At 63.5% G+C, this 19,134-nt stretch carries 22 protein-coding genes; 14 read left to right on the top strand and 8 right to left on the bottom strand.

Going from position 1 to position 19,134, the window contains the following annotated elements:
* Positions 1-9: 9 nt before the first annotated feature.
* The 5 genes from AC0L2X_RS00810 to AC0L2X_RS00790 all read left to right on the top strand — a co-directional run bounded on the left by AC0L2X_RS00810 (position 10) and on the right by AC0L2X_RS00790 (position 5,761).
* Complete coding sequence (locus AC0L2X_RS00810) at positions 10-969, top strand: ABC transporter permease (protein ID WP_473553048.1); 960 nt, start codon at positions 10-12, stop codon at positions 967-969.
* Entirely contained in the window at positions 969-1,808 is an 840-nt protein-coding gene (locus tag AC0L2X_RS00805) for an ABC transporter permease (protein ID WP_473599225.1), read from the top strand. Before AC0L2X_RS00810 ends, AC0L2X_RS00805 begins: the two co-directional genes overlap by 1 nt.
* Positions 1,805-3,553: an ABC transporter ATP-binding protein gene (locus AC0L2X_RS00800; RefSeq protein WP_473553043.1), complete on the top strand. Its 1,749-nt coding sequence runs from the start codon at positions 1,805-1,807 to the stop codon at positions 3,551-3,553. The genes AC0L2X_RS00805 and AC0L2X_RS00800 overlap by 4 nt, the downstream gene beginning before the upstream one ends.
* 70 nt (positions 3,554-3,623) lie before the next feature.
* Complete coding sequence (locus AC0L2X_RS00795) at positions 3,624-4,625, top strand: serine hydrolase domain-containing protein (protein WP_473553040.1); 1,002 nt, start codon at positions 3,624-3,626, stop codon at positions 4,623-4,625.
* A gap of 5 nt (positions 4,626-4,630) precedes the next feature.
* Complete coding sequence (locus AC0L2X_RS00790; RefSeq protein WP_473553038.1) at positions 4,631-5,761, top strand: anhydro-N-acetylmuramic acid kinase; 1,131 nt, start codon at positions 4,631-4,633, stop codon at positions 5,759-5,761.
* On the opposite strand, the gene AC0L2X_RS00785 is transcribed toward AC0L2X_RS00790, so the two are convergent.
* Together AC0L2X_RS00785 and AC0L2X_RS00780 are read right to left on the bottom strand one after the other, a co-directional pair.
* Entirely contained in the window at positions 5,762-6,190 is a 429-nt protein-coding gene (locus AC0L2X_RS00785; RefSeq protein WP_473553035.1) for a GNAT family N-acetyltransferase, read from the bottom strand.
* 49 nt (positions 6,191-6,239) lie between these two features.
* Entirely contained in the window at positions 6,240-7,421 is a 1,182-nt protein-coding gene (locus AC0L2X_RS00780) for an MFS transporter (RefSeq protein WP_473553032.1), read from the bottom strand.
* 48 nt (positions 7,422-7,469) lie between these two features.
* On the opposite strand from AC0L2X_RS00780, the gene AC0L2X_RS00775 reads away from it, so the two are divergent.
* The 3 genes from AC0L2X_RS00775 (at position 7,470) to AC0L2X_RS00765 (ending at position 9,612) form a co-directional block, all read left to right on the top strand.
* A complete protein-coding gene (locus AC0L2X_RS00775) occupies positions 7,470-8,009 on the top strand; it encodes an Lrp/AsnC family transcriptional regulator (protein WP_473553030.1) in 540 nt (179 codons plus the stop codon).
* Positions 8,010-8,144: 135 nt separating this feature from the next.
* Entirely contained in the window at positions 8,145-8,684 is a 540-nt protein-coding gene (locus AC0L2X_RS00770; RefSeq protein ID WP_473553027.1) for a dihydrofolate reductase family protein, read from the top strand.
* 88 nt (positions 8,685-8,772) lie between these two features.
* Positions 8,773-9,612, top strand: a complete 840-nt coding sequence (locus tag AC0L2X_RS00765; protein WP_473599224.1) for a sigma-70 family RNA polymerase sigma factor — start codon at positions 8,773-8,775, stop codon at positions 9,610-9,612.
* A gap of 72 nt (positions 9,613-9,684) precedes the next feature.
* Here AC0L2X_RS00765 and AC0L2X_RS00760 read toward each other — a convergent pair whose 3' ends face one another.
* The 6 genes from AC0L2X_RS00760 to AC0L2X_RS00735 are packed head-to-tail and all read right to left on the bottom strand — an operon-like array spanning position 9,685 to position 14,064.
* A complete protein-coding gene (locus tag AC0L2X_RS00760) occupies positions 9,685-10,944 on the bottom strand; it encodes an ABC transporter substrate-binding protein (protein ID WP_473553022.1) in 1,260 nt (419 codons plus the stop codon).
* 48 nt (positions 10,945-10,992) lie between these two features.
* Positions 10,993-11,421 carry a DUF4440 domain-containing protein gene (locus AC0L2X_RS00755; protein ID WP_473553019.1) on the bottom strand — a complete coding sequence of 143 codons (429 nt, stop codon included), beginning with the start codon at positions 11,419-11,421 and terminating at the stop codon, positions 10,993-10,995.
* 8 nt (positions 11,422-11,429) lie between these two features.
* Positions 11,430-12,485 (bottom strand): aldo/keto reductase, encoded by a 1,056-nt coding sequence (locus tag AC0L2X_RS00750; protein ID WP_473553017.1) that lies wholly within the window; start codon positions 12,483-12,485, stop codon positions 11,430-11,432.
* On the bottom strand, positions 12,482-12,841 hold the full coding sequence (locus tag AC0L2X_RS00745; RefSeq protein WP_473553015.1) for a TIGR04076 family protein: 360 nt from the start codon (positions 12,839-12,841) through the stop codon (positions 12,482-12,484). Before AC0L2X_RS00745 ends, AC0L2X_RS00750 begins: the two co-directional genes overlap by 4 nt.
* Positions 12,842-13,330 (bottom strand): DUF3830 family protein, encoded by a 489-nt coding sequence (locus AC0L2X_RS00740; protein ID WP_473553013.1) that lies wholly within the window; start codon positions 13,328-13,330, stop codon positions 12,842-12,844. It abuts the gene before it with no gap.
* Positions 13,327-14,064: a GntR family transcriptional regulator gene (locus AC0L2X_RS00735; RefSeq protein ID WP_473553011.1), complete on the bottom strand. Its 738-nt coding sequence runs from the start codon at positions 14,062-14,064 to the stop codon at positions 13,327-13,329. Before AC0L2X_RS00735 ends, AC0L2X_RS00740 begins: the two co-directional genes overlap by 4 nt.
* A 126-nt stretch (positions 14,065-14,190) precedes the next feature.
* Between AC0L2X_RS00735 and AC0L2X_RS00730 the strand changes: the two genes are divergently transcribed.
* From AC0L2X_RS00730 to AC0L2X_RS00705, 6 genes are all read left to right on the top strand, one after another.
* Positions 14,191-14,988: an ABC transporter ATP-binding protein gene (locus tag AC0L2X_RS00730; RefSeq protein WP_473553007.1), complete on the top strand. Its 798-nt coding sequence runs from the start codon at positions 14,191-14,193 to the stop codon at positions 14,986-14,988.
* Positions 14,985-15,734 carry an ABC transporter ATP-binding protein gene (locus AC0L2X_RS00725; protein WP_473553006.1) on the top strand — a complete coding sequence of 250 codons (750 nt, stop codon included), beginning with the start codon at positions 14,985-14,987 and terminating at the stop codon, positions 15,732-15,734. Before AC0L2X_RS00730 ends, AC0L2X_RS00725 begins: the two co-directional genes overlap by 4 nt.
* The gene (locus AC0L2X_RS00720) at positions 15,731-16,639 is read left to right on the top strand and encodes a branched-chain amino acid ABC transporter permease (protein ID WP_473553003.1); all 909 of its coding nucleotides are present in this window, start codon (positions 15,731-15,733) and stop codon (positions 16,637-16,639) included. Before AC0L2X_RS00725 ends, AC0L2X_RS00720 begins: the two co-directional genes overlap by 4 nt.
* Positions 16,636-17,619 (top strand): branched-chain amino acid ABC transporter permease, encoded by a 984-nt coding sequence (locus AC0L2X_RS00715; RefSeq protein WP_352564867.1) that lies wholly within the window; start codon positions 16,636-16,638, stop codon positions 17,617-17,619. The genes AC0L2X_RS00720 and AC0L2X_RS00715 overlap by 4 nt, the downstream gene beginning before the upstream one ends.
* Entirely contained in the window at positions 17,616-18,908 is a 1,293-nt protein-coding gene (locus AC0L2X_RS00710; RefSeq protein WP_473553001.1) for an NAD(P)/FAD-dependent oxidoreductase, read from the top strand. Before AC0L2X_RS00715 ends, AC0L2X_RS00710 begins: the two co-directional genes overlap by 4 nt.
* A 76-nt stretch (positions 18,909-18,984) precedes the next feature.
* Positions 18,985-19,131 carry a hypothetical protein gene (locus tag AC0L2X_RS00705; RefSeq protein WP_023716676.1) on the top strand — a complete coding sequence of 49 codons (147 nt, stop codon included), beginning with the start codon at positions 18,985-18,987 and terminating at the stop codon, positions 19,129-19,131.
* Positions 19,132-19,134 lie beyond the last annotated feature (3 nt).

Here is a 19,134-nt window from a genome sequence, read left to right as displayed (position 1 = left end):
GTTCTTCGCGTGAACTATCTGATGCGGCGACTGGCGACCTTCCCTCTCGTCCTGCTTGGCGTGTCCATCGTGGTGTTCCTGGCGATCCGGATGGTTCCGGGCGATTCGATCACGGCAATGCTGGGGACCGAAGCCGGCCTGCTGACGCCGCAGCAGCGCGATGCGCTTGCAGCTTATTTCGGCATCGACCAGCCCTGGTTCATCCAGTACTGGCGCTGGCTGCTTGGTCTTTTCCAAGGTAATCTCGGCATTTCGTCCACCTATGGCAGGCCGGTGCTCGACGTCGTCCTCGAGCGTTTCCCGCTAACATTGGAGCTCGCCCTGCTGTCGATGGTCATCGCCCTGGTTGTCGGCATGCCGGCCGGGATTTTTGCCGCCACCCATAATGAAAAGCTGTCCGACCTCGGCGTGCGCGTTGCCGCAATGATCGGGCAGTCGACGCCGAACTTCGTCCTTGCCCTGCTGATCATCTACACGCTGTCGGCGGGGTTTGGCGTTTTGCCGGCGATGGGCGAGTTTTCGCCGCTGTGGCGGGATCCGCTGCGCAATCTAGGCCAGTTGTTACTGCCCGCCGTGACGCTCGGTTTTGCCTTCGCGGCTTCGGTGACCCGCATATCGCGTTCGGCGATGCTCGATGTGCTCAGCGACGACTATGTCAGGACGGCGCGCAGCAAGGGCGTTTCGGCGCGCGGCGTCATCTGGCGGCATGCTTTGCCCAACGCGCTCATCCCGGTCGTGACGTTGAGCGGCATAGAGTTCGGCTATCTCCTGGGCGGGGCAGTCATCGTCGAGCAGATCTTTGCGCTGCCCGGTCTCGGCCGGATGGTGCTGGACGCCATCCTGCAGCGCGACTATGCGCTGGTGCAGGGAAGCGTACTGTTCATCGCCTTCAACTTCATGATCGTCAATCTCCTAGTCGACCTCGCCTATGTCGCGCTCGATCCGCGTATTCGGCTAAGCGAGCACTGATGGCGACATTGCGGGCTATACTTGCGCACACCAGCGGCCGCATCGGCGGTGCCATCGTTGCGCTTTATCTGCTGCTTGCCATACTTGGCATGCTGGGGCTGACGCCGGACAACCCGCTGACGCAGCACCGGGTCGAGCGGCTGCATGCGCCTGACAGCACGTACTGGATGGGCACGGATCTATTCGGCCGCGATGTCGCAAGCCGGCTGATGACCGGGATCGGCCAGTCCTTCATCGTGGCCTTCTTTTCGGTCGCCGTCGCGACACTGGCCGGCACCGTGCTCGGGCTGGCGGCAGCCTGGTTCGGGCGCCGCTGGGACGGCCTGGTGATGCGCATCATGGACGTTCTGCTGGCGTTCCCGGCGATCCTGCTGGCGCTGCTGATCGTCGCGGTTGCGGGACCGGGAACCTCGACCAGCGTCATTGCCATCGCCATCGTCTACACGCCGATATTCACGCGCGTCGTGCGAGGTCCGGCTCTATCGCTCAGGGCGCGCGAGTTCGTCGACGCGGCCCGCACGTTCGGCAGCAGTGCGGGCTATATCGTCACACGGCATCTGCTGCTCAATCTGGTGGCGCCACTGACGGTTCAGGTGACGCTGGCGTTGGCCTGGGCACTGCTGACCGAAGCCGGCTTAAGCTTCCTCGGGCTCGGCACGCAGCCGCCGGCCGCCTCGCTCGGCCTGATGCTGAGCGACAGCCGCAATCTGATGGAGACAGCTCCCTGGCTGATGATCTTCCCGGGCGTGGCGATCATGATCAGCATCCTCGGTTTCAACCTGCTCGGTGATGCGTTGCGCGATGTCCTCGACCCGAAGATGCGGAGATCGATCGCATGATCCCCCTGCTGTCCGTCAGCGGATTGCGCGTCGGCTTCGGTCGCAACCCGCAAGCCAATGAGGTCGTGCGCGGTGTCAGCTTCGATCTCGCCGACGGCGAAACGCTGGCCATCGTCGGCGAAAGCGGCTCGGGCAAGTCGGTCACCGCGCTGTCGATCAATCGCCTTGTCGATTATGGCGGCGGCCGCATCACCGCGGGTTCGATCAAGCTGAGGCGGGCCGACAACAGCATCTTCGACCTGACCGCCGCGGCCGAGCCGCAACTGACGAAGATCCGCGGCGGCGAAATCGGCATGATCTTCCAGGAGCCGATGAGCTCGCTCAATCCGGTGCTGACCATCGGCAGGCAGATCGAGGAATCGTTTCGCCTGCATCGCGGCCTGACCGGTCGGCAAGCGACGGCGGCGGCCAAGGACGCGCTCGACCGCGTGCGTATTCCCGACGCTGCACGGCGGCTGAAATACACGCCCAACCAGCTTTCGGGCGGCATGCTGCAGCGGGTGATGATCGCCATGGCGCTTGCCTGCAACCCGCGCCTGCTCATTGCCGACGAGCCAACGACGGCGCTGGATGTTACAGTGCAGGCGCAGATCATGGCGCTGCTCGCCGAGTTGAAGCAGGAAACCGGGATGTCGATGATCTTCATCACCCACGACATCGGTCTGGTTGCGGGCATCGCCGACAAGATCATGGTGATGCAAAGCGGAGAAGCTGTCGAGCAGGGCGGGCTGAACCAGATATTGGACGACCCGCGGCATCCTTATACGCGGCATCTGCTACATGCGGTGCCGCATTTCGCCGGCGGCGGTGCGACACGCAGGGACGCGCAACGTGAAAAGCAAAAAGCTGCCGAGCCGGCGCTGAAGGTCGATGGCCTCGTAGTGCGATTTCCGGTCAAGGGTGGTTTTCTCAGTCGTACCAGCGGTGCCATCCATGCGGTGGACGGTGTGGATTTCGAGCTGATGCCGGGCGAGACATTGGCGGTCGTCGGCGAGAGCGGTTCCGGAAAGTCCACCACCGCCCGCGCGATTCTGGGGCTGGTGCGCTCGACGCGCGGCACAATCTCGGCCAGCACGCGCAAGGCCGCCGCCGGGCAGAGCGCGCTTCCCGTGCAGATGGTGTTCCAGAATCCCTATGGCTCGCTCAATCCCAGACTCACCATCGAAAGCATCCTCGCAGAGCCGGTGATCGCCACCGGCGGACGGATAACTGCTGAAACCAGGGCGAAAATGGCCGCGCTGTTGAAACGCGTCGGCCTTCCGGAGAACAGCCTGCAGCGCTATCCGCACGAATTCTCCGGCGGCCAGCGGCAACGCTTGTGCATCGCTCGCGCGCTGATGCTCAATCCTTCGGTTGTCGTCCTCGACGAAGCGGTTTCGGCGCTCGATGTGTCGGTGCAGGCCAGGGTGCTGGAGCTTTTGATCGAGCTGCAGCGTGAATTCGGGCTGGCCTATCTGTTCATCTCGCATGACATGGCTGTCGTCGAGCGGATCGCCCATCGCATTGCGGTCATCTATGCCGGCCAGATCGTCGAGATCGGCGATGCCAGATCGGTGCTCTCGGAGCCGAAGCACTCCTATACCAAACAGCTTATCGCGGCCGTTCCCTCCATAGACCGGCGGCATGAACGTTTCGAGCTCGACACGCGCCAGGTCCCCTCGCTCGTGCGTCCGCCGGGATTTGAGCCAGGCCCAGCCAATTGGCAGCAATTCGGGCCGGATCATAGAGCGCGGGTGGACTTGTGATGATTATCACCCGAAAGCATGCAGAGTCAGGCCGACAGCCTCCTCGCTGCCGTTCAGACGGAGGCCGCAATTGATCGACCATGATCTCTTCGACCGCGCATTCGCCCCGCTCGAAGCGGCCGTGGCTGCGTCGCGCATTCCGGGCGGCGTGCTCGGCATAGTCGACCGGGACGGTCAACGCATCGTCCGGGCAATCGGCTCAGCCCAGCGCGTGCCGACGGTGCGGCCGATGCATGCCGAGACCTGGTTCGATCTGGCATCCCTGACCAAAGTCATCTTCACCACGCCGCGTATCCTGGCACTGGCGGAAGAAGGTGTCATCGACCTCGACGCGCCACTGATTTCGGTCCTGCCCGACCTTCGACAATATGACGAAAAAGCCTGGGAGCGGAAGGTGACGTTTCGCCAGTGCCTCGGCCATCAGACGCCGTTTCCCGCCGTTGCTCCAATCTACACCTATGGCCGCGATCCCGAGCTGTTGCGCGCCTTTGTCCTGCAGCGCGAATGGCAAGTCGGGGAGCCGGTCTATTCCGATATCAACTTCATCCTGCTCGGCTTCGCCCTGGAGCGCCTGTCCGGCAAGACCATTCGCGACATGGATCCCGGTCCGGGCTTCGCGTTCTCCACCGAACCGGATGGAGCGGCGGCCACAGAAGACTGCACATGGCGCCATCGCGTGCTGTCAGGCGAAGTCCACGACGACAATTGCTCGGCATTGCAAGGTGCCGGTCACGCCGGCCTGTTCGGAACGGCGGCTTCGGTCCTCGACTTTGTGCAAGGGCTGCTGGACGGGAGCGGCGCATCCGCGAGTTCGATAGCGCTGATGCGCACGCCCTTGTCGGCAACCCGCACCCATGGCTGGGAGCTGCCCTACGAAGGCTGGTCCGGCGGCCGGCTGTGCAGCCCCGAAACCATCGGGCATACCGGCTTTACCGGTGTCGGGCTGTGGGTCGACTTTGACAAAGGCAGAGCCTGGACCTTGCTCACCAACCGGATCCATCCGACACGTCATTTCAACAGCGGGATCGCAGCGCTACGGCAAGCGGTCGGCGATCTCGTCAATGGAGCCTGACAATCATGAATCCGAAAAATGGCGAACCAATCTGGGCCGTCGGACTGATGACTGGCACCGTGCTGGACGGCAATATCGACGTCGCGCTGATCAAGACCGACGGCGAGCGGATCGCGGATTTCGGCACCTACACGCTGGCCCCCTACCCGCAGTCGATCCGGACCTTGCTGGAAGAGACGCTTAGGCAGGCAAGGAGGTGGAACTTCACCGGGCCGGAACCGGCAATCTTCCACGAAGCAGAGGAGGCGCTGACGCGCGCCCAGTCCGCGGCGGTCAAGGATCTTGTCGAAAGCCACGGCCTGACCATGGCCGACATCGGCGTCGTCGGCTTCCACGGCCAGACCGTGCTGCACCGTGCCCCGCAAGTGGGCCGACTGGGCCAGACCCGCCAGCTCGGCGACGGCGAGCTGATGCACGCAATCCTGGGCACCAAAGTTGCCTATGACTTCCGCTCGGCCGACATGCGCGCCGGCGGACAAGGTGCGCCGCTCTCGGCCGCCTATCACGCCGCGCTGCTGCGCGAAGCCGACGCCAGCGGCGACACGGCGGTGCTCAATCTCGGCGGCGTCGCCAATATCACCTGGTGGGACGGCAAGGACAATGTCATCGCCTTCGACACCGGGCCGGCCAACGCACCGCTGAACGACTTCATCAAGTCGAAGGGGCTCGGCGAAATGGACCGCGACGGCGCCCTTGCCCGCGCCGGCACGGTCGACGAGGCACGGCTGGCCAAGCTCCTGCAGCATCCGTATTTGACCAAACCCTACCCGAAATCGCTGGACCGTTTCGATTTCGGCGCCTCGATGGCGGGCGGAATGAACGCCGCGGATGGCGCAGCCCTGCTGACGGCCTTCACCGCGGCCGCCGTCGGCAAGGCGCTCGATCTTCTGCCACACCGGCCGAAGCGGCTGGTGGTCAGCGGCGGCGGTCGCCACAACCCGACGATGGTGGCCATGCTTGCCAGCCGCGCCGGCGTCGAAGCGGTTCCGGCCGAGGCGATGGACTGGAAGGGCGATGCGGTGGAGGCGGAGTGCTTTGCCTTCCTGGCAGTGCGGGTGCTTAGGGGCTTGCCGATCAGCTTCCCCAGCACGACCGGCGTGCCCCGGCCGATGCGCGGTGGACGCCTTGCCGGCTAGTCAAGCCAACAATCTCTTCTGCAGGAAGATACGGCTGCGGCCGACGGGAAAATCGGCAAGCACGCCGAAGGGCAGATAGCCCTGGCGCTCATAGGCCTTGGCAGCCTTGGGATTGAACGTGTCGATCCAGGCGCCGTGACAGCCGCGCGCGATCGCCTCCCTCTCGGCCGCCTCGAGCATCCGGCCGGCCATGCGCTGGCCGCGCAGTTTTTCATCGACCCAGAGCCATTGCACATACAGCCAGCCCCAGGCGGTATATCCCGAGATACCGGCGACAATACCGCCGTGCTCATCGCGCACGAACACGGCCAATGCCTTCCTGCAGGAGGCGCCGACATCACTGTCGTTGAACGCCGCAAGCCGCTCCCCGAGAAAAGCGAGTTCCTGCGGCAGGGGATTGGCGGTTGTCTCAAGCGTTGTATTGTCCATCCATCAAGCATCTATCGAAGGACCGGACCGACACGCAAGCCTGGCTGCGCTATAGCTTCGGTGAACGCCACGCCGCTGCCGCAGCAGCGATCAGCATGAGCAAGGCTGCAACCATCGCGGATGCCGCAAAACCGAATGTGGAATAAAGCGGTCCGAACGCCGTGGTGCCGACGAACACCGCGAGATAGGTGACCGCGCTGTTCAGACCCATGATCGTGCCGCGGCGCGCAGGATCGAGCGCCGAGAGGCGCATCACCAGGACGTTCAGCCCGAAATGATTGGCAAGGCCCCAGACGGCTATCATCGCTATGGTCAGGCCGAAGCTGCCACCTGCCGCAGCAATCGCGACATAGACGGCCGCGACGAGCAGATAGGCGAACGGCATGACACGCCGCGGGCCCAGGCGGTCGATAACGCCGTCAAGAAGTGCCGCCGCACCAAAGCCGGCGCCATAGGCGAGCGCGGCAAGCCCATTGGCACTGACCGGCCGCCCCAAGCCATTGTGAAGGTGATCGCCAAGATAGCCGTAGACGCCGTAGAACGAGGTCATGAAGGCGGCGCAGGCAACCAGAAGCGGCACGATGCCGGGAACGCTCAAGGCGCCCAGCGGCGTCGGCGCCGGACCGCACTTCCTGACATCGCTCAACGACGTCAGCGACAGGCTGGCCAAGGCGAGTGCTGCCAGCACCGCGACCGCCGCGAAAACGGCGCGCCAGTGCATCAGGTCGGCAAGTACGGCCGACAGCGAAACGCCGGCGACCATGCTTAGCGTCCAGCCGGTCAGCACGACGCCTATGGTGCCGCTTTCACGACCGGGCGGCGCAATCGCGGCGGAGCTGGCGTAGATTGCCGGCATGGCGACACCTGCAGCGATGCCGGCGAGAAGCTGGGCCGCGATCAGCGCCGGCACGGTCGGCGCAGCGGCGCTGGCGACGAGCGCAATTGCCAGCAGCAGCAACGCCGCTTGCAGCATGCGGCGGGCGCCGAGCCGGTCGATGTAGCGCGCCAGGAACAAGGCGCTTGCCGACGTACCGAGCCCGAACGCGGCGGACGCGATCATAACCGCCGGCACGCTTGTGCCGAACGATGCGGCCACAGCCGGTGCGATCGGACCGAGCACCAGCGAGTTCGAGCCGATCACGGCAATGCACCCGGTCAGCAGGTAAGCTAGTGCCGGGATTGGCGGCTTGGGGGCCGCTGCGAATGTGGCGACTTGATCAGTGTTCGACATATGGCAATAATGGCCGTATTAAATTCTGCATCAATCGGGAATTTTAATATGGATGAAGAAACAGATGGCATTCCGCAGAACAGGCCTGCCGCCCGCGATATCGATGCAACCGACCGAAAAATATTAGGCGTTCTGGTCGACGACGCCACGATCAGCTATGCCGAGCTCGGCGACCGCGTCGGCCTTTCACCGCCGGCAGCCCATGAACGCGTCAAGCGCCTCCGGCGCAGCGGCGCCATCCGCAACACCGCGGTCATCATCGATCCCAAGGCGGTGCACAAGCCGCTGCTTGCCTTCGTCCATATCGACACGAAGGGATGGGGAAAGACGCCGGAGCTGATGGCAATTTCCGAACACCCCGAAGTCGAGGAGATCCATTCGGTGGCCGGCGACACATGCATGCTGATCAAGGTCCGCACCGAGGACACGCGAGCACTCGAAGGCCTGCTGTCGCGCCTCTACGAAACACCCGGCGTCACCTCGACGCGAAGCTACGTCGTGCTCTCGACCTATCTCGAGCGGCCGGTGCAGCCGGGGATTACGACGGAGTGGCCGACGCCCCGGCACATGGCCAAGCCTGTCTATTAACTCAAACGATCCTCACGCGTATCCAAAGTCGAACCGGGAACGTCTTAGGCACTGCATCCTGTGGATCGGGCCGGTTTCGTTTTCGCCGGTTCCTTGGGTCCGACGGGATGTCTGTTGCGCAACCGGAGACACGCGATGAGAAAATTGATAGTGGGCAGCTTCATTTCGCTGGACGGCGTCATCGAGGCACCAATGGAGTGGGCGTCACCCTTCTTCGATGAGGAGATGAAGGAGCACTCCTATGAAAAGGCCGGCGAGGCGGATTTTTTCCTGCTCGGCCGCGTCACCTATGAAATGTTTTCGGCGCGCTGGCCGCAGGTCAAAGGCAGCAAGTACATGGACCGCATGAACGGGCTGAAGAAGCTCGTCGCGTCGCGCAGCCTCAAGGAAGTGAGCTGGAACGCGTCGCTGATCGAAGGCGACGTCGCTGCCGAGATCGCTGGGATCAAGCAGCAAAACGGCGGCAACATATTGAAGTATGGAGTGAGCAATCTCGACCAGGCGCTGCTCGCCAACAGGCTTGTCGACGAGTATCAACCCTCGATCGTGCCGACCCGTGTGGGCCATGGCAAACGCGCTTTCCAGGATGTCGAGCCGTCCCTGGTCAAGCTGGAGCTTATAGATACGCACCGCTTCAAGAACGGCGTCATTACGCTGACCTATGTCCCGCTGTGATCGTGTATCATAAAGATGCAGCCAAGACTTGACCCGACAGGGCTTTTCGACGTCCGCTACGCCGGCTTCCTGGAGACGGTCGCGCATTTTGCGTGGCCGGCTGCACCGCTACTGCGCACGCATGACCGGTTCGGCGCTCGACGCCGAAGATGTCATGCAAGAGGCGCTGTTCGAGGCCTATCGGAAGATCGAGACGCTGGACGATGCGAGCGCCCTTCGCCCCTGGCTGTTTCGCATCGCGCATAATCGCTGCATCGATTTCCTGCGAAGCCGGCAGGTGCGCCAGCAGGCTGAGGCCAATTTCGCCGAGGATGAGATCATCTTGCTGGTCGAGCCGGCGGGCCAGGGTGCCGATCGCGCGATCGAACGGCTGGTGATTCACCTGCCGCCCAAGGAGCGCGCCTGCGTCCTGCTCAAGGATGTCTTCGACTATTCGCTGGAAGAGACTGCCGATCTCGTCGGCTCGACCGTGGGTGGCGTCAAGGCTGCGTTGAGCCGTGGCCGCTCGAAATTGGCTGCCTTGTCGGGCGAGCCGATCGTGCGTTCGGAGCGCCAAAGCGATCCGGAACTTCTGGAATTGCTCAGGCGCTATGTCGAACTGTTCAACCGCCGCGACTGGGACGGGGTACGGGCACTGACCAGCGCGGATGCCCAATTGCAAGTCGCGGATTGTTTCAAGGGCAGGCTGTCGGAATCACCTTACTTCGTCGAATACGAAAGAGCCTCGACGGCCTGGAAAATGGCGATTGGCGAGATCGATGGCGAGGCAGTGCTGCTCGTGCTCCACCATGGCGAAGACGGTTGGAAGCCGGCCCATCCCGTTCGGATCGAAGCCGCTGGCAGGATCATAAATCGCATCACCGATTACTATGCCTGCCCCTGGATCATACCGGCCGCTGGTGCGGTGGTCGTTTCCGGGCCGGGCTAACCGGCAGGACATGCAACTGTCCGGCATCGACCTCAATGGAAGGGGATCGATGCCGGACAAGACATAGGCAGTCTACTGAAGCTTCGCCTGCAAGGCGTTGACGTCATCCGTCGTCATTTCGCCGTCGGTCGTCACCTTGCCGTCGACGATCTTCCAGAGCCGGAACGGGCCAGTGATGTCACCATACTTATCGAAGGCGACCGGACCGATGACGCCTTCGTAGCGGATCGGCTTGCCCTCCTTGATCAGGCCGAGCGCCTTGGCGAACTCGTCCTTGCCGGCATAGATCGGCGTACCGGCCGGATCGACCGCCTTGTACATCGCGTCCTTGATTTTGGCTGGATCCTCGGAGCCGGCAATGGCGATTGCCAAGCCGACAATGGCGCCGGCATCATAGGATCGGTCGGCTGCGGGATTGGACGGTTCGATGCCCGAAAATTCCTTGTAGTTCTTTGTGAAATACTCGGTCGATGCGGTCGGGCTGGTGCCGGATGAAGTGCCGTACGCATCCTTCAGGTAATCTGCGCCAATGGATTCGATGAAGTCCGGGCTGTTCATGCCGTCATTGAGCAGGAACTTCTGGACGCCGCCCTGCGAAATCCAGGTGCGGGCGATGGTTGCGCCGTCGACAGGTGTGCTGACGAGATAAAGCCCGTCGGGCTCGCCGGCCATCGCCGCGGTCACTTCCGAGGCATAGCTCGACTGCTTTTCATTGTAGGGCGTGTCGGAGACGATGGTGCCGCCGAGCGCCTTATAGGCGCGTGAGAATTCCGCCACCATGTTGACGCCGAAATCGTTGTTGACGTGGATGACCGACAGCTTCTTGAAACCCTTGTCGATAGCGTATTTGGCGGCGGCGACGCCTTGCAGCGCATCAGATGTGATGGTGCGGAAGAAGATGCCGTTGGTCTTGCCGTCGCGCCCAAGCGCCGTCAGTGTCGGCGACGAGGAAGCAGGCGACACCTGGACGATCTTGGCCGGAGCGGTGACCGAGGTCAGGATCGGGATCGACACCGAGGAAATGATGCCGCCGATGATGACCGGCACCTTCTTGACCTGCACGAGTTGTGTCGCGGCATCGACCGCGATGTTGCCCTGGCTCTGGCTGTCGCGGGTGTCGGTCGCTAGATCGCAGCCGCGCACACCGCCCGCATCGTTGATATCGCGGAAGGCCATTTCGACCGATTTGGCGCCGGCCTGGCCGTATTCGCCGGCGGGACCGGTCAGTTCCATGACGAGGCCGACTGTGATCTTGCAATCGGCGGCCTGCGCTGCACCGGCCGCTGTCACCAGAGCCAGCGCACTGGTGATCTGAAGTATGGTCTTTTTCATTGTTGTTCCCCTTTCGTTACATGACTCTCATTGACGCCTTGAGCCTGTTCAGTCTTCCGGCATCTGCAGCCAGGTTTCATGCAGATGTCGCCATTCGACGCCGTTGGGCGCCGATGAACTGGTGGTGAAGACCGCACTCGAGCGGCGGCGGCTGTGCTTGCCGGCGCGCTGCTGTGCTTCGATGTAACAGACGACGATCATGTCGCCTTGTTGCCAGCCGGCCCGGATATCCTCGATCGAGATACTGAAATCGCCGTCGCAGCTGGCGCGGCTTGCCCTGACATGGTCGAGCACCGCGTCGCGATCGAGGACCTGGCCATCCGGCGCAACCATGCAGAAGCCTTCGCCCATGACGCGCTCGAAGCGCCTGAAATCTGCATTGTCCGCACTCGCCGCATTGAACCAGTCGACGAAGAAGCGGTGGAGATCGACCACCTCGGCGCTGGCGCGGGAAAGCAAGGAGGGCTTTTCGTCCATGGCCGCGTTCATTTCCTGCCTGCATTCAAATTATAATGCATGATCGAGCCGTGGCGGCCGTGACGGTCGCGTTCCAATGTGTAGACGTCGCCCAGCGGCCCACAGCTTTGCGCGATCACGGCAGCAATCCTCGCCCGGTCGTCGACATCGAGCGCGATGTCCATGATTCTGGCATTGGCAAGGGCGTGCGCCTGGTTGCGGGCGCCGACGATGACGGCCGCCACTTGCGGCTGCTCCAGCACCCAGGCGCTGGCGATGGTGGCGATATCGACGCCGTGGCGGTCGGCGACGGCCTTCAGTGTGCGAAGCAACTCTTGGAAAAGCTCCCAACCGCCGAAGTCGTCGATGATCAGCTTGTATTTCACCAGCGACCGGTTTTCGAGCGGCGTCTGCGGCTCGGTAACGCCAAGCCATTTTTCGCTGAGGAAGCCGCCCGCCACCGAACCGTAGCAGAGGAAACTGACGCCATGCCGGCTGGCGAGTGCTGCAAGGCTGTTGGCCGGCCGCTGGTCGAGCACCGAGTATTGCAATTGCTGGCTGACCAGCGGCACACCTGCGGCCAGGATCTCGGCCAGCCGCGGCGTATCGAAGTTCGTGGTGCCGATGTTGCGCACCTTGCCTTCCCTGCGGATTTCGTCGAGCCAGCCCATCGCATCGACATAGCGGGGCACCGAATAGTCCCACCAATGGAACTGCACAAGATCGAGGCGCTCAGTCTTCAACCGCCGCAGCGACTGGTCGACGATGCTGCTGATGTAGTCGCGGCTGATCGTGGAAAGCCGCTCGAGGTCAGGCACCAGCTTGGTGTGCACCTTCATCTTGGTGGCAGCGTCGAGGCCACGCTCATTGGCAAGGCGCAGGCGCGCCGCGCCGATCAGCTCTTCGACACCGGTATAGATATCGGCGCAATCATAGGTCCTGATGCCGGCGTCGAAGGTGGCGATCAGGTCGGTCACCGCCTGTTGGCGGTCGATCGCGCCGTGCCCGCCGGCAAGCTGCCAGCCGCCGCGAATGACCCGCGAGATCGTATAGCCGGGGCTGAGCTCGAAAGCCTTGGCGGTCATCTCCGGTCATTCTCCTTCGGCAGCGGCACCGCCGTCGTTTCGGCATGGCTGAACCGCCGCTTGCCGGTCCTGATGATCCGCAGCCGGCTGGCGCAATTGGGATCCGGACAGGCGATCTCGGCGTCCGATGTCATCCAGTCGTTCCTGTGGGTCGGGCGCTGCTTTGCGGCCAGCAGCGGCAACACGGCCGCGATGGAATAGATCGAGAAACCTTGCCCCGCCGGCATCGACAGCATCTCGCCCTTCAACTCGAAATAGTCACCGGGCTTGGCGCCGCAATAGATCGGCTTGTCCTCGGGGATAACCGCCTCAACGCGAAGGTCGAAGAGTTCGAAACTGTCGTCGGTCTCAGCCATTCAGATCTCCACCCGGGTGAAGGTGATGTCGCAGGCGCCGTTGCGGCGGATCACGCCGCAAGCGGCTGCGAATTTATCGCGCTCCTCAACCACCACCTGCGCGACGACGCTCCCGGCAAGCCAGCCGATCGGGAACAGCAGACGCGCACCCTGTCCATAAAACAAGCCGATATCGAAGATGGCATTCGGGTTGCCACCCCACATACGCGGCGGCACGTAGGACAACACGATGTCGCCCGGCTGCGGCGTCAGCGTTGCGTTCTCCGCCGGCAAGGGCCGGGCATAGGTTTGGCCCTCAAGTTCGGCTGCTGGAACCGGGCAGGAGATTTCCGGCCCCGTCCACATCGCATGGATGCCGGCAACGACGCGCGGCTGCTCGAGATAGGCCAGCAGGAAGGCGGCGTTGTCAGGCGCCTTTTCAGGCAACAGCAGCGCGGTCACGGAAAGCTGTGAGCGCGGCTCGGTGATGCTGATGCCAGGCGCCGTCATGCCCTCAATCCTTCCTTGCTTGTGGACTGAAGTTTGTCGCGCAGGAAAGCGAAAGGCCGGCTGATGTCGGCCACCAGCGCCTCGCGCGCCGCTTTTGCATCCTGCCTGGAAAGCGCTGCGACGATGCTGCGGTGGTAATGGGCCGTATCCACTTCCCCAGCGTCTGAAAAAGCGTAGATGGCGACGCGGATGCATGGCCCCGACTGCAGCCACAGGCTCTCGATCATCGGGATCAGCACGGCGGAACCACAGCAGCGGTAGATTTCGAAGTGGAAGCTCTGGTTGAGCGTGGCCTCGCGGTCGATATCCTTCTTGTGCTTCAGCGCCCGCATCTCGTCCCACTCGCCGAGCATGGCTTCGACCGAAGCAATCTGGCGCGCGTTCATGCGCGTGGCGGCCAGGGCGATCGCTTCACCCTCGATCAGGGAGCGAGCCCGCAAGAGGTCGTCGATGCGCTCCAGCGTGATCGGCGGCACACGCACCGAGCGGTTGGGAAGCGCCTCCAGAGCCTTCTCGGTGATCAGCCGTCCGAGCGCCTCGCGCACCGGCATGGTGCTGGTGACCAGCGCGTCGGCGAGGCCGCGGATCGTCAGAACCTGGCTCGGCTCGAAAAGGCCGCCGATCAAGGCGCGGCGCAGCTCCGAATAGACGCGATCCTGCACGGTCTCGCGGCCGACCGGCGTAAGCTGGGCCGCGATCACCTCATTGTTCTTTTCGATGGCGGCCTTCTGCATGGGCAATCCCGGTCGTGGCCGTTTTCGGCTTGCGGAAGAAATTAAAGCCGAATAGCGTGATCAAAGCAAGTGTGATCACAAATCAAATCATAGGCGACGAAGATCGCTTTTCGGCCAGAGGGATTGATGAGCGACACGACGGAACGGCAGGAGGAGATCCGCGCGCCGGTCCTCACGGCCAGGAACGTCGTCAGACGCTTCGGCGGCCTGGTCGCGGTCAACAATGTCTCGTTCGACGTCCGGCCGGGCGAAATACTTGGCCTCATCGGCCCGAACGGCGCCGGCAAGACCACGATGTTCGACCTCCTGGCCGGCAGCATTCTGCCGACCAGCGGCGAAATCCTTCTCAACGGCGTATCGGTGTCGGGGGAAGCTGCCCATCGCCGCATCGGCCGCGGCCTTGGCCGCACGTTCCAGATCCCCCGGCCCTTGCCTAAGCTGACGCTGATCGAAAACGTCATGCTTGCCGCGCAAGGGCAGGCCGGAGAAAAACTGCTCGCCAATTTCCTGACCCCTCGGCGGGTCGCTGCCGAAGAAAGGGCTGCCGAGACAAGAGCCATCGAACTACTCGAACTCGTCACCATCGCTCACCTCGCACACGAGCCGGCGCGCGTGCTGTCAGGCGGCCAGCGCAAGCTGCTCGAGCTGGCCCGAGTGATGATGGCCGATCCGGCGATCATCCTGCTCGACGAACCGGCGGCCGGGGTCAACGCAACCCTGCTCGAGATCATTATCGACCGCATCCGCGACATCAATGCGCGCGGCATCACCTTCCTGCTGATAGAGCACAATATCGACATGGTGGCGCGGCTTTGCCACCGCGTGCTGGTCATGGCGAGCGGCCAGCTTCTGTGCGAAGGCACCCCGGAGGAGGTGGCGCGCGACCCACGCGTCATCGAGGCCTATCTCGGAGGCGCGGCATGAGCCAAAGGGTACTCGATGTCCGCGATCTCGAAGCCGGCTACGAGCCTGGCGTTCCGATCGTGCGCGGCGCTTCGATCACCGTCGACCAGGGCGAGATCGTCGTCGTTCTCGGTCCCAACGGCGCCGGCAAGTCGAGCCTTATCAAGGCAATCGCCGGCCTTGTCCCGATCACCGGCGGCACGGTGCTGCTGGACGGCAAGGATATCACGGCGTCGCCCGCCCACACCATGGTCCGCCTTGGCCTTGCCTTCGTGCCACAAACAGAGAACATCTTCCCGCTGATGTCGGTCGAGGACAATCTAAGGGTCGCCTGCGGCATCCTGAGGCCGCGCGAGGTCCCCGCCCGCATCGAGGAAATGTATGCGGCCTTTCCCGATCTCGCCCGTCAGCGCAGAACGGCGGCGGGCAATCTCTCGGGCGGACAGCGGCAGATGCTGGCCGTCGCGCGGGCGTTAATCGTCCATCCCAAGGTGCTGGTGCTCGACGAGCCGTCGGCCGGCCTGTCGCCGAAATTCGTATCGATGGTGTTCGAGATGCTGGCCGGCATCCGAAAGTCCGGCGTCACCATCCTGCTGGTCGAGCAGAACGCCAAGGCAGCGCTTGCCATCGGCGACCGCGCCTATGTGCTGGTCGAGGGCAAGGACCGGCACCAGGGCGTCGCCTCCGAGCTCTGGAACGACCCGGTCGTCGCCGAGCTCTACCTTGGCCAGCGCCGCCGTGAGCTAGGGAAAGGAGGCGCGGCATGAACCTGCAATTTGTCGTCGACGGACTGCTGGCAGGGTCGATGATCGGCCTCGGCGCCATCGGCGTGACACTCACCTATTCGATCCTGCGGTTCTCGAACTTCGCCCATGGCGACTTCATGGCCTGGGGCGCCTATGCGACGCTGGCCGTGGTTAGCGCCATCGGCGCGATGTTCGGCAAGATCGCGCCGATCGCGCCCCTCTCCTTCGGTTGGCCGCTAATCGCGGCGCTCATCATCGGCATGGCGGCCACCGGCCTACTGGCGCTGGCGCTCGACATGGTGCTGTTCGCGCGGCTACGGGCCAAGGGCCAGGCGATCATCGTGGTGATGGCGAGCTTCGGCGCCTCGATGGCGCTGAGAAGCCTGCTCGAATTCATCTTCACCTCGCGGCCGACCTATTTCAGCCGGGCCATCCAGATCGCCATGCCGATAGGCTTCGGCATTCGCATCACCCCGGACCAGATCGCGCTGCTGCTGCTGACCGCCATTCTGGTGCTTGGCGTGCATCTCCTGATGACGCGGACCCAGATCGGCCGCTCGATGCAGGCATTAAGCCAGAACGCGGCACTTGCCCGCATCGTCGGCATCGACGTCGCCAGGGTGGTGCGCGTCACCTGGATCATCGGCGGCGCGCTGGCCTGCGTCGCCGGCGTCATGATCGGCATTCTCATCCAGATCCGCCCGTTCATGGGTTTCGAGATGCTGCTGCCGATCTTCGCGGCCGCCATCCTCGGCGGCATCGGCAGCGTGCCCGGCGCCGTTCTCGGCGGTTTGATCATCGGCATGGCCGAAGCGGGTGCCGTGCAATTGATCGGCGCCGAATGGCGGGCGGCCGTCTCGTTCATCATCCTGATGGCCGTGCTGTTCATGCGGCCCATCGGCCTTTTCGGAGTGAGGGAACGCTGATGGATCTGCTCGGCTACGGCGCCTTCTTCCTGACCACCGCGCTGATCTTTTCGCTCGTCACGCTCGGGCTCAACCTGCAATGGGGGCTGACCGGGCTTTTCAATGTCGGGGTCGCCGGCTTCGTTGCCATCGGTGCCTACACCTCGGCGCTGCTGACCACGCCCGACGATGCCGCGCGACTGGGCGGCTTCGGTCTGCCGATCCTTGTCGGCTGGCTCGGCGCCATGCTGGTTGGCGGTGTCGCCGCCGCCATCACCGGCATCGCCACGCTGCGCCTGAGATCGGACTATCTGGCGATCACTACTTTCGGCGTCGCCGTCGTCGTGCAACTGGTAGCGCTCAATGCCCAGAAGCTGACCGGCGGCCCGTTCGGCATCGGCTTCATTCCGCGTCCGTTCGGCGGTCTTGCCGAAACGCCGTTGCTGTTCAACCTTTCGAACCTTGCGATCGTCTCGGTGATGACGCTGATCGTCTATCTCGCGCTGGAGCATCTGTCGCGCAGCCCGTGGGGGCGTGTATTGAGGGCGCTTCGCGAGGATGAGCGGGCCGCGATATCCCTAGGCAAAAGCGCGCGGTTCTACCGCGTCCAGGCCTTTGCCGTCGGCGGCGCCATCATGGCGCTTGCCGGTGCGCTGCAGGCGCATTTCACCGGCTTCATCGCTCCGGACAATTATTTGCCGGCGCTGACTTTCCAGGTCTGGGTGATGCTGATCGTCGGCGGCTCGGGCAGCAACATCGGCGCCGTCATCGGCAGCATCCTGGTCTGGGCGATATGGGCCGGATCGGGAGCCTTGACGAGTGTGTTGTTCTCGCCCGAACAACAGGCCCGCGCCGCCTCGCTGCAGATCGTGGCGATCGGCGTGATGCTGTGCGTCATCCTGCTGGTCAGGCCGAACGGCCTGTTCGGCGACAGGCCGCGGCGTGTGAGGTTTGGCAAGAGCACGAAAGTGACACCAGACGAGAGCGCTGCAAGGTCATGAGCAGCATTGCCGTGCCACGCGGCCTTTCGCTATGGCACGCGGTCGGCCGCAACCGCCGCGACCGGCCGGCTCTCGAAGGTGCACTCGATGTCGATCTGGCGATTGTCGGCGGCGGATTCTTGGGCCTTTCCACCGGGCTGCACACCGCCGAGAAAGGCGTCGCGGTCGCCGTCCTCGAGGCGGAAACCATCGCCTGGGGCGCGACCGGCAGGAACGCCGGCTTTGTCGTGCCGAATTTCGCGAAAAGAGACCCCGACGATATCATTGCCCAGCTTGGGCCCGAACGCGGCGAACGCCTTGTCGATTTCGCCGCCGGCGGCGCCGACCTCGTCTTCGACCTGATCAAGCGGCATGCCATCGAATGCGATGCAGTCCAGAGCGGCTGGATACAACCCGCCCATTCGCCGGCCGCTTTGGAAAAAACTAGATCGCGCGCCGAACAATGGGCACGACGCGGAAGGCCGGCTATTGCGCTGGATAGTCAGGCGGCCGAGGAGCTGACCGGTGTTCGCGGCTATCTCGGCGGCTGGATGGACAGGTCGGGCGGTGTCCTCAATCCGGTCGAATATGCGCGCGGGCTGGCCGACTCGGCGGAAAAGGCCGGCGCCCGCATCTTCGAATATACACGGGTTAAATCGATCGACCGGACAGGGGGTGGCTGGGCTCTGAAGACGGCCGCCGGTTCGGTGCGTGCCGAAAAAGTGCTGGTCGCCACCAACGCCTATGGCGGCGCGCTGGATCGCGCGCTGCAGCGAACCTATTTCCCGCTGAAAATCTTCCAGATCGCGACGGCGCCGCTGCCGCGCGAAACACGCACCCGGTTGCTTCCGGGCGGGCAAGGCGTCGGCGACACCAGGCGCAATCTTTTCACCTTCCGCTTCGACAGCGGAAACAGGCTGATCACCGGCGGCATGCATGTTTTTGGCCCCGGTGCCGACACGCGGGTGCCGCGGGCGATCTGGCGACGGCTCGCCAAGCATCTCGATCTCCCGGAAATCCCGCCGCTTGAATATAGCTGGTCGGGGATGGCTGCCGTCGAGCCCGACTTCCTGCCCCACCTCGTCGATCTCGGCCCCGGCTTGATTGCGGGCTTCGCGTGCAACGGTCGCGGCATTGCCATGACCACCGCCATGGGCAAGGTGCTTGCAGATTGGGTTGATCGAACAAAGCCTCAGGATTTGCCGCTGCCGTTTGCGCCGCCGTCGCCGATCCCGTTCCACAGCCTGATACGGCATGCACCAAACATGGTCCTCCCCTGGAGCATGCTGCGCGACCGGCTGGATCGCTGATCGACGTGCGTGTCCGTCCGCCGTCCTGATACCCGAACTGCTAGACTCGCCCACATCATGTTGTTAACGACAGCGGATGAAGCAGAACTATCTTTATCTCATCATCGGCGCTTTGGTCGTCGCCGTCATTGCGTTGGGGATTTACGTTTATCGCGAGGAGACTAAGCCGAAAGGCGTGGAACTTCGTATCGACGATTCCGGCATTTCAGTTCAGGAAAAGTAGATC

The sequence above is a fragment of the Mesorhizobium sp. WSM4828 genome, from assembly GCF_055811175.1.
The sequence above is the reverse complement of the archived record's forward strand: the minus strand, read 5'-3'. Positions and strand labels throughout refer to the sequence as shown.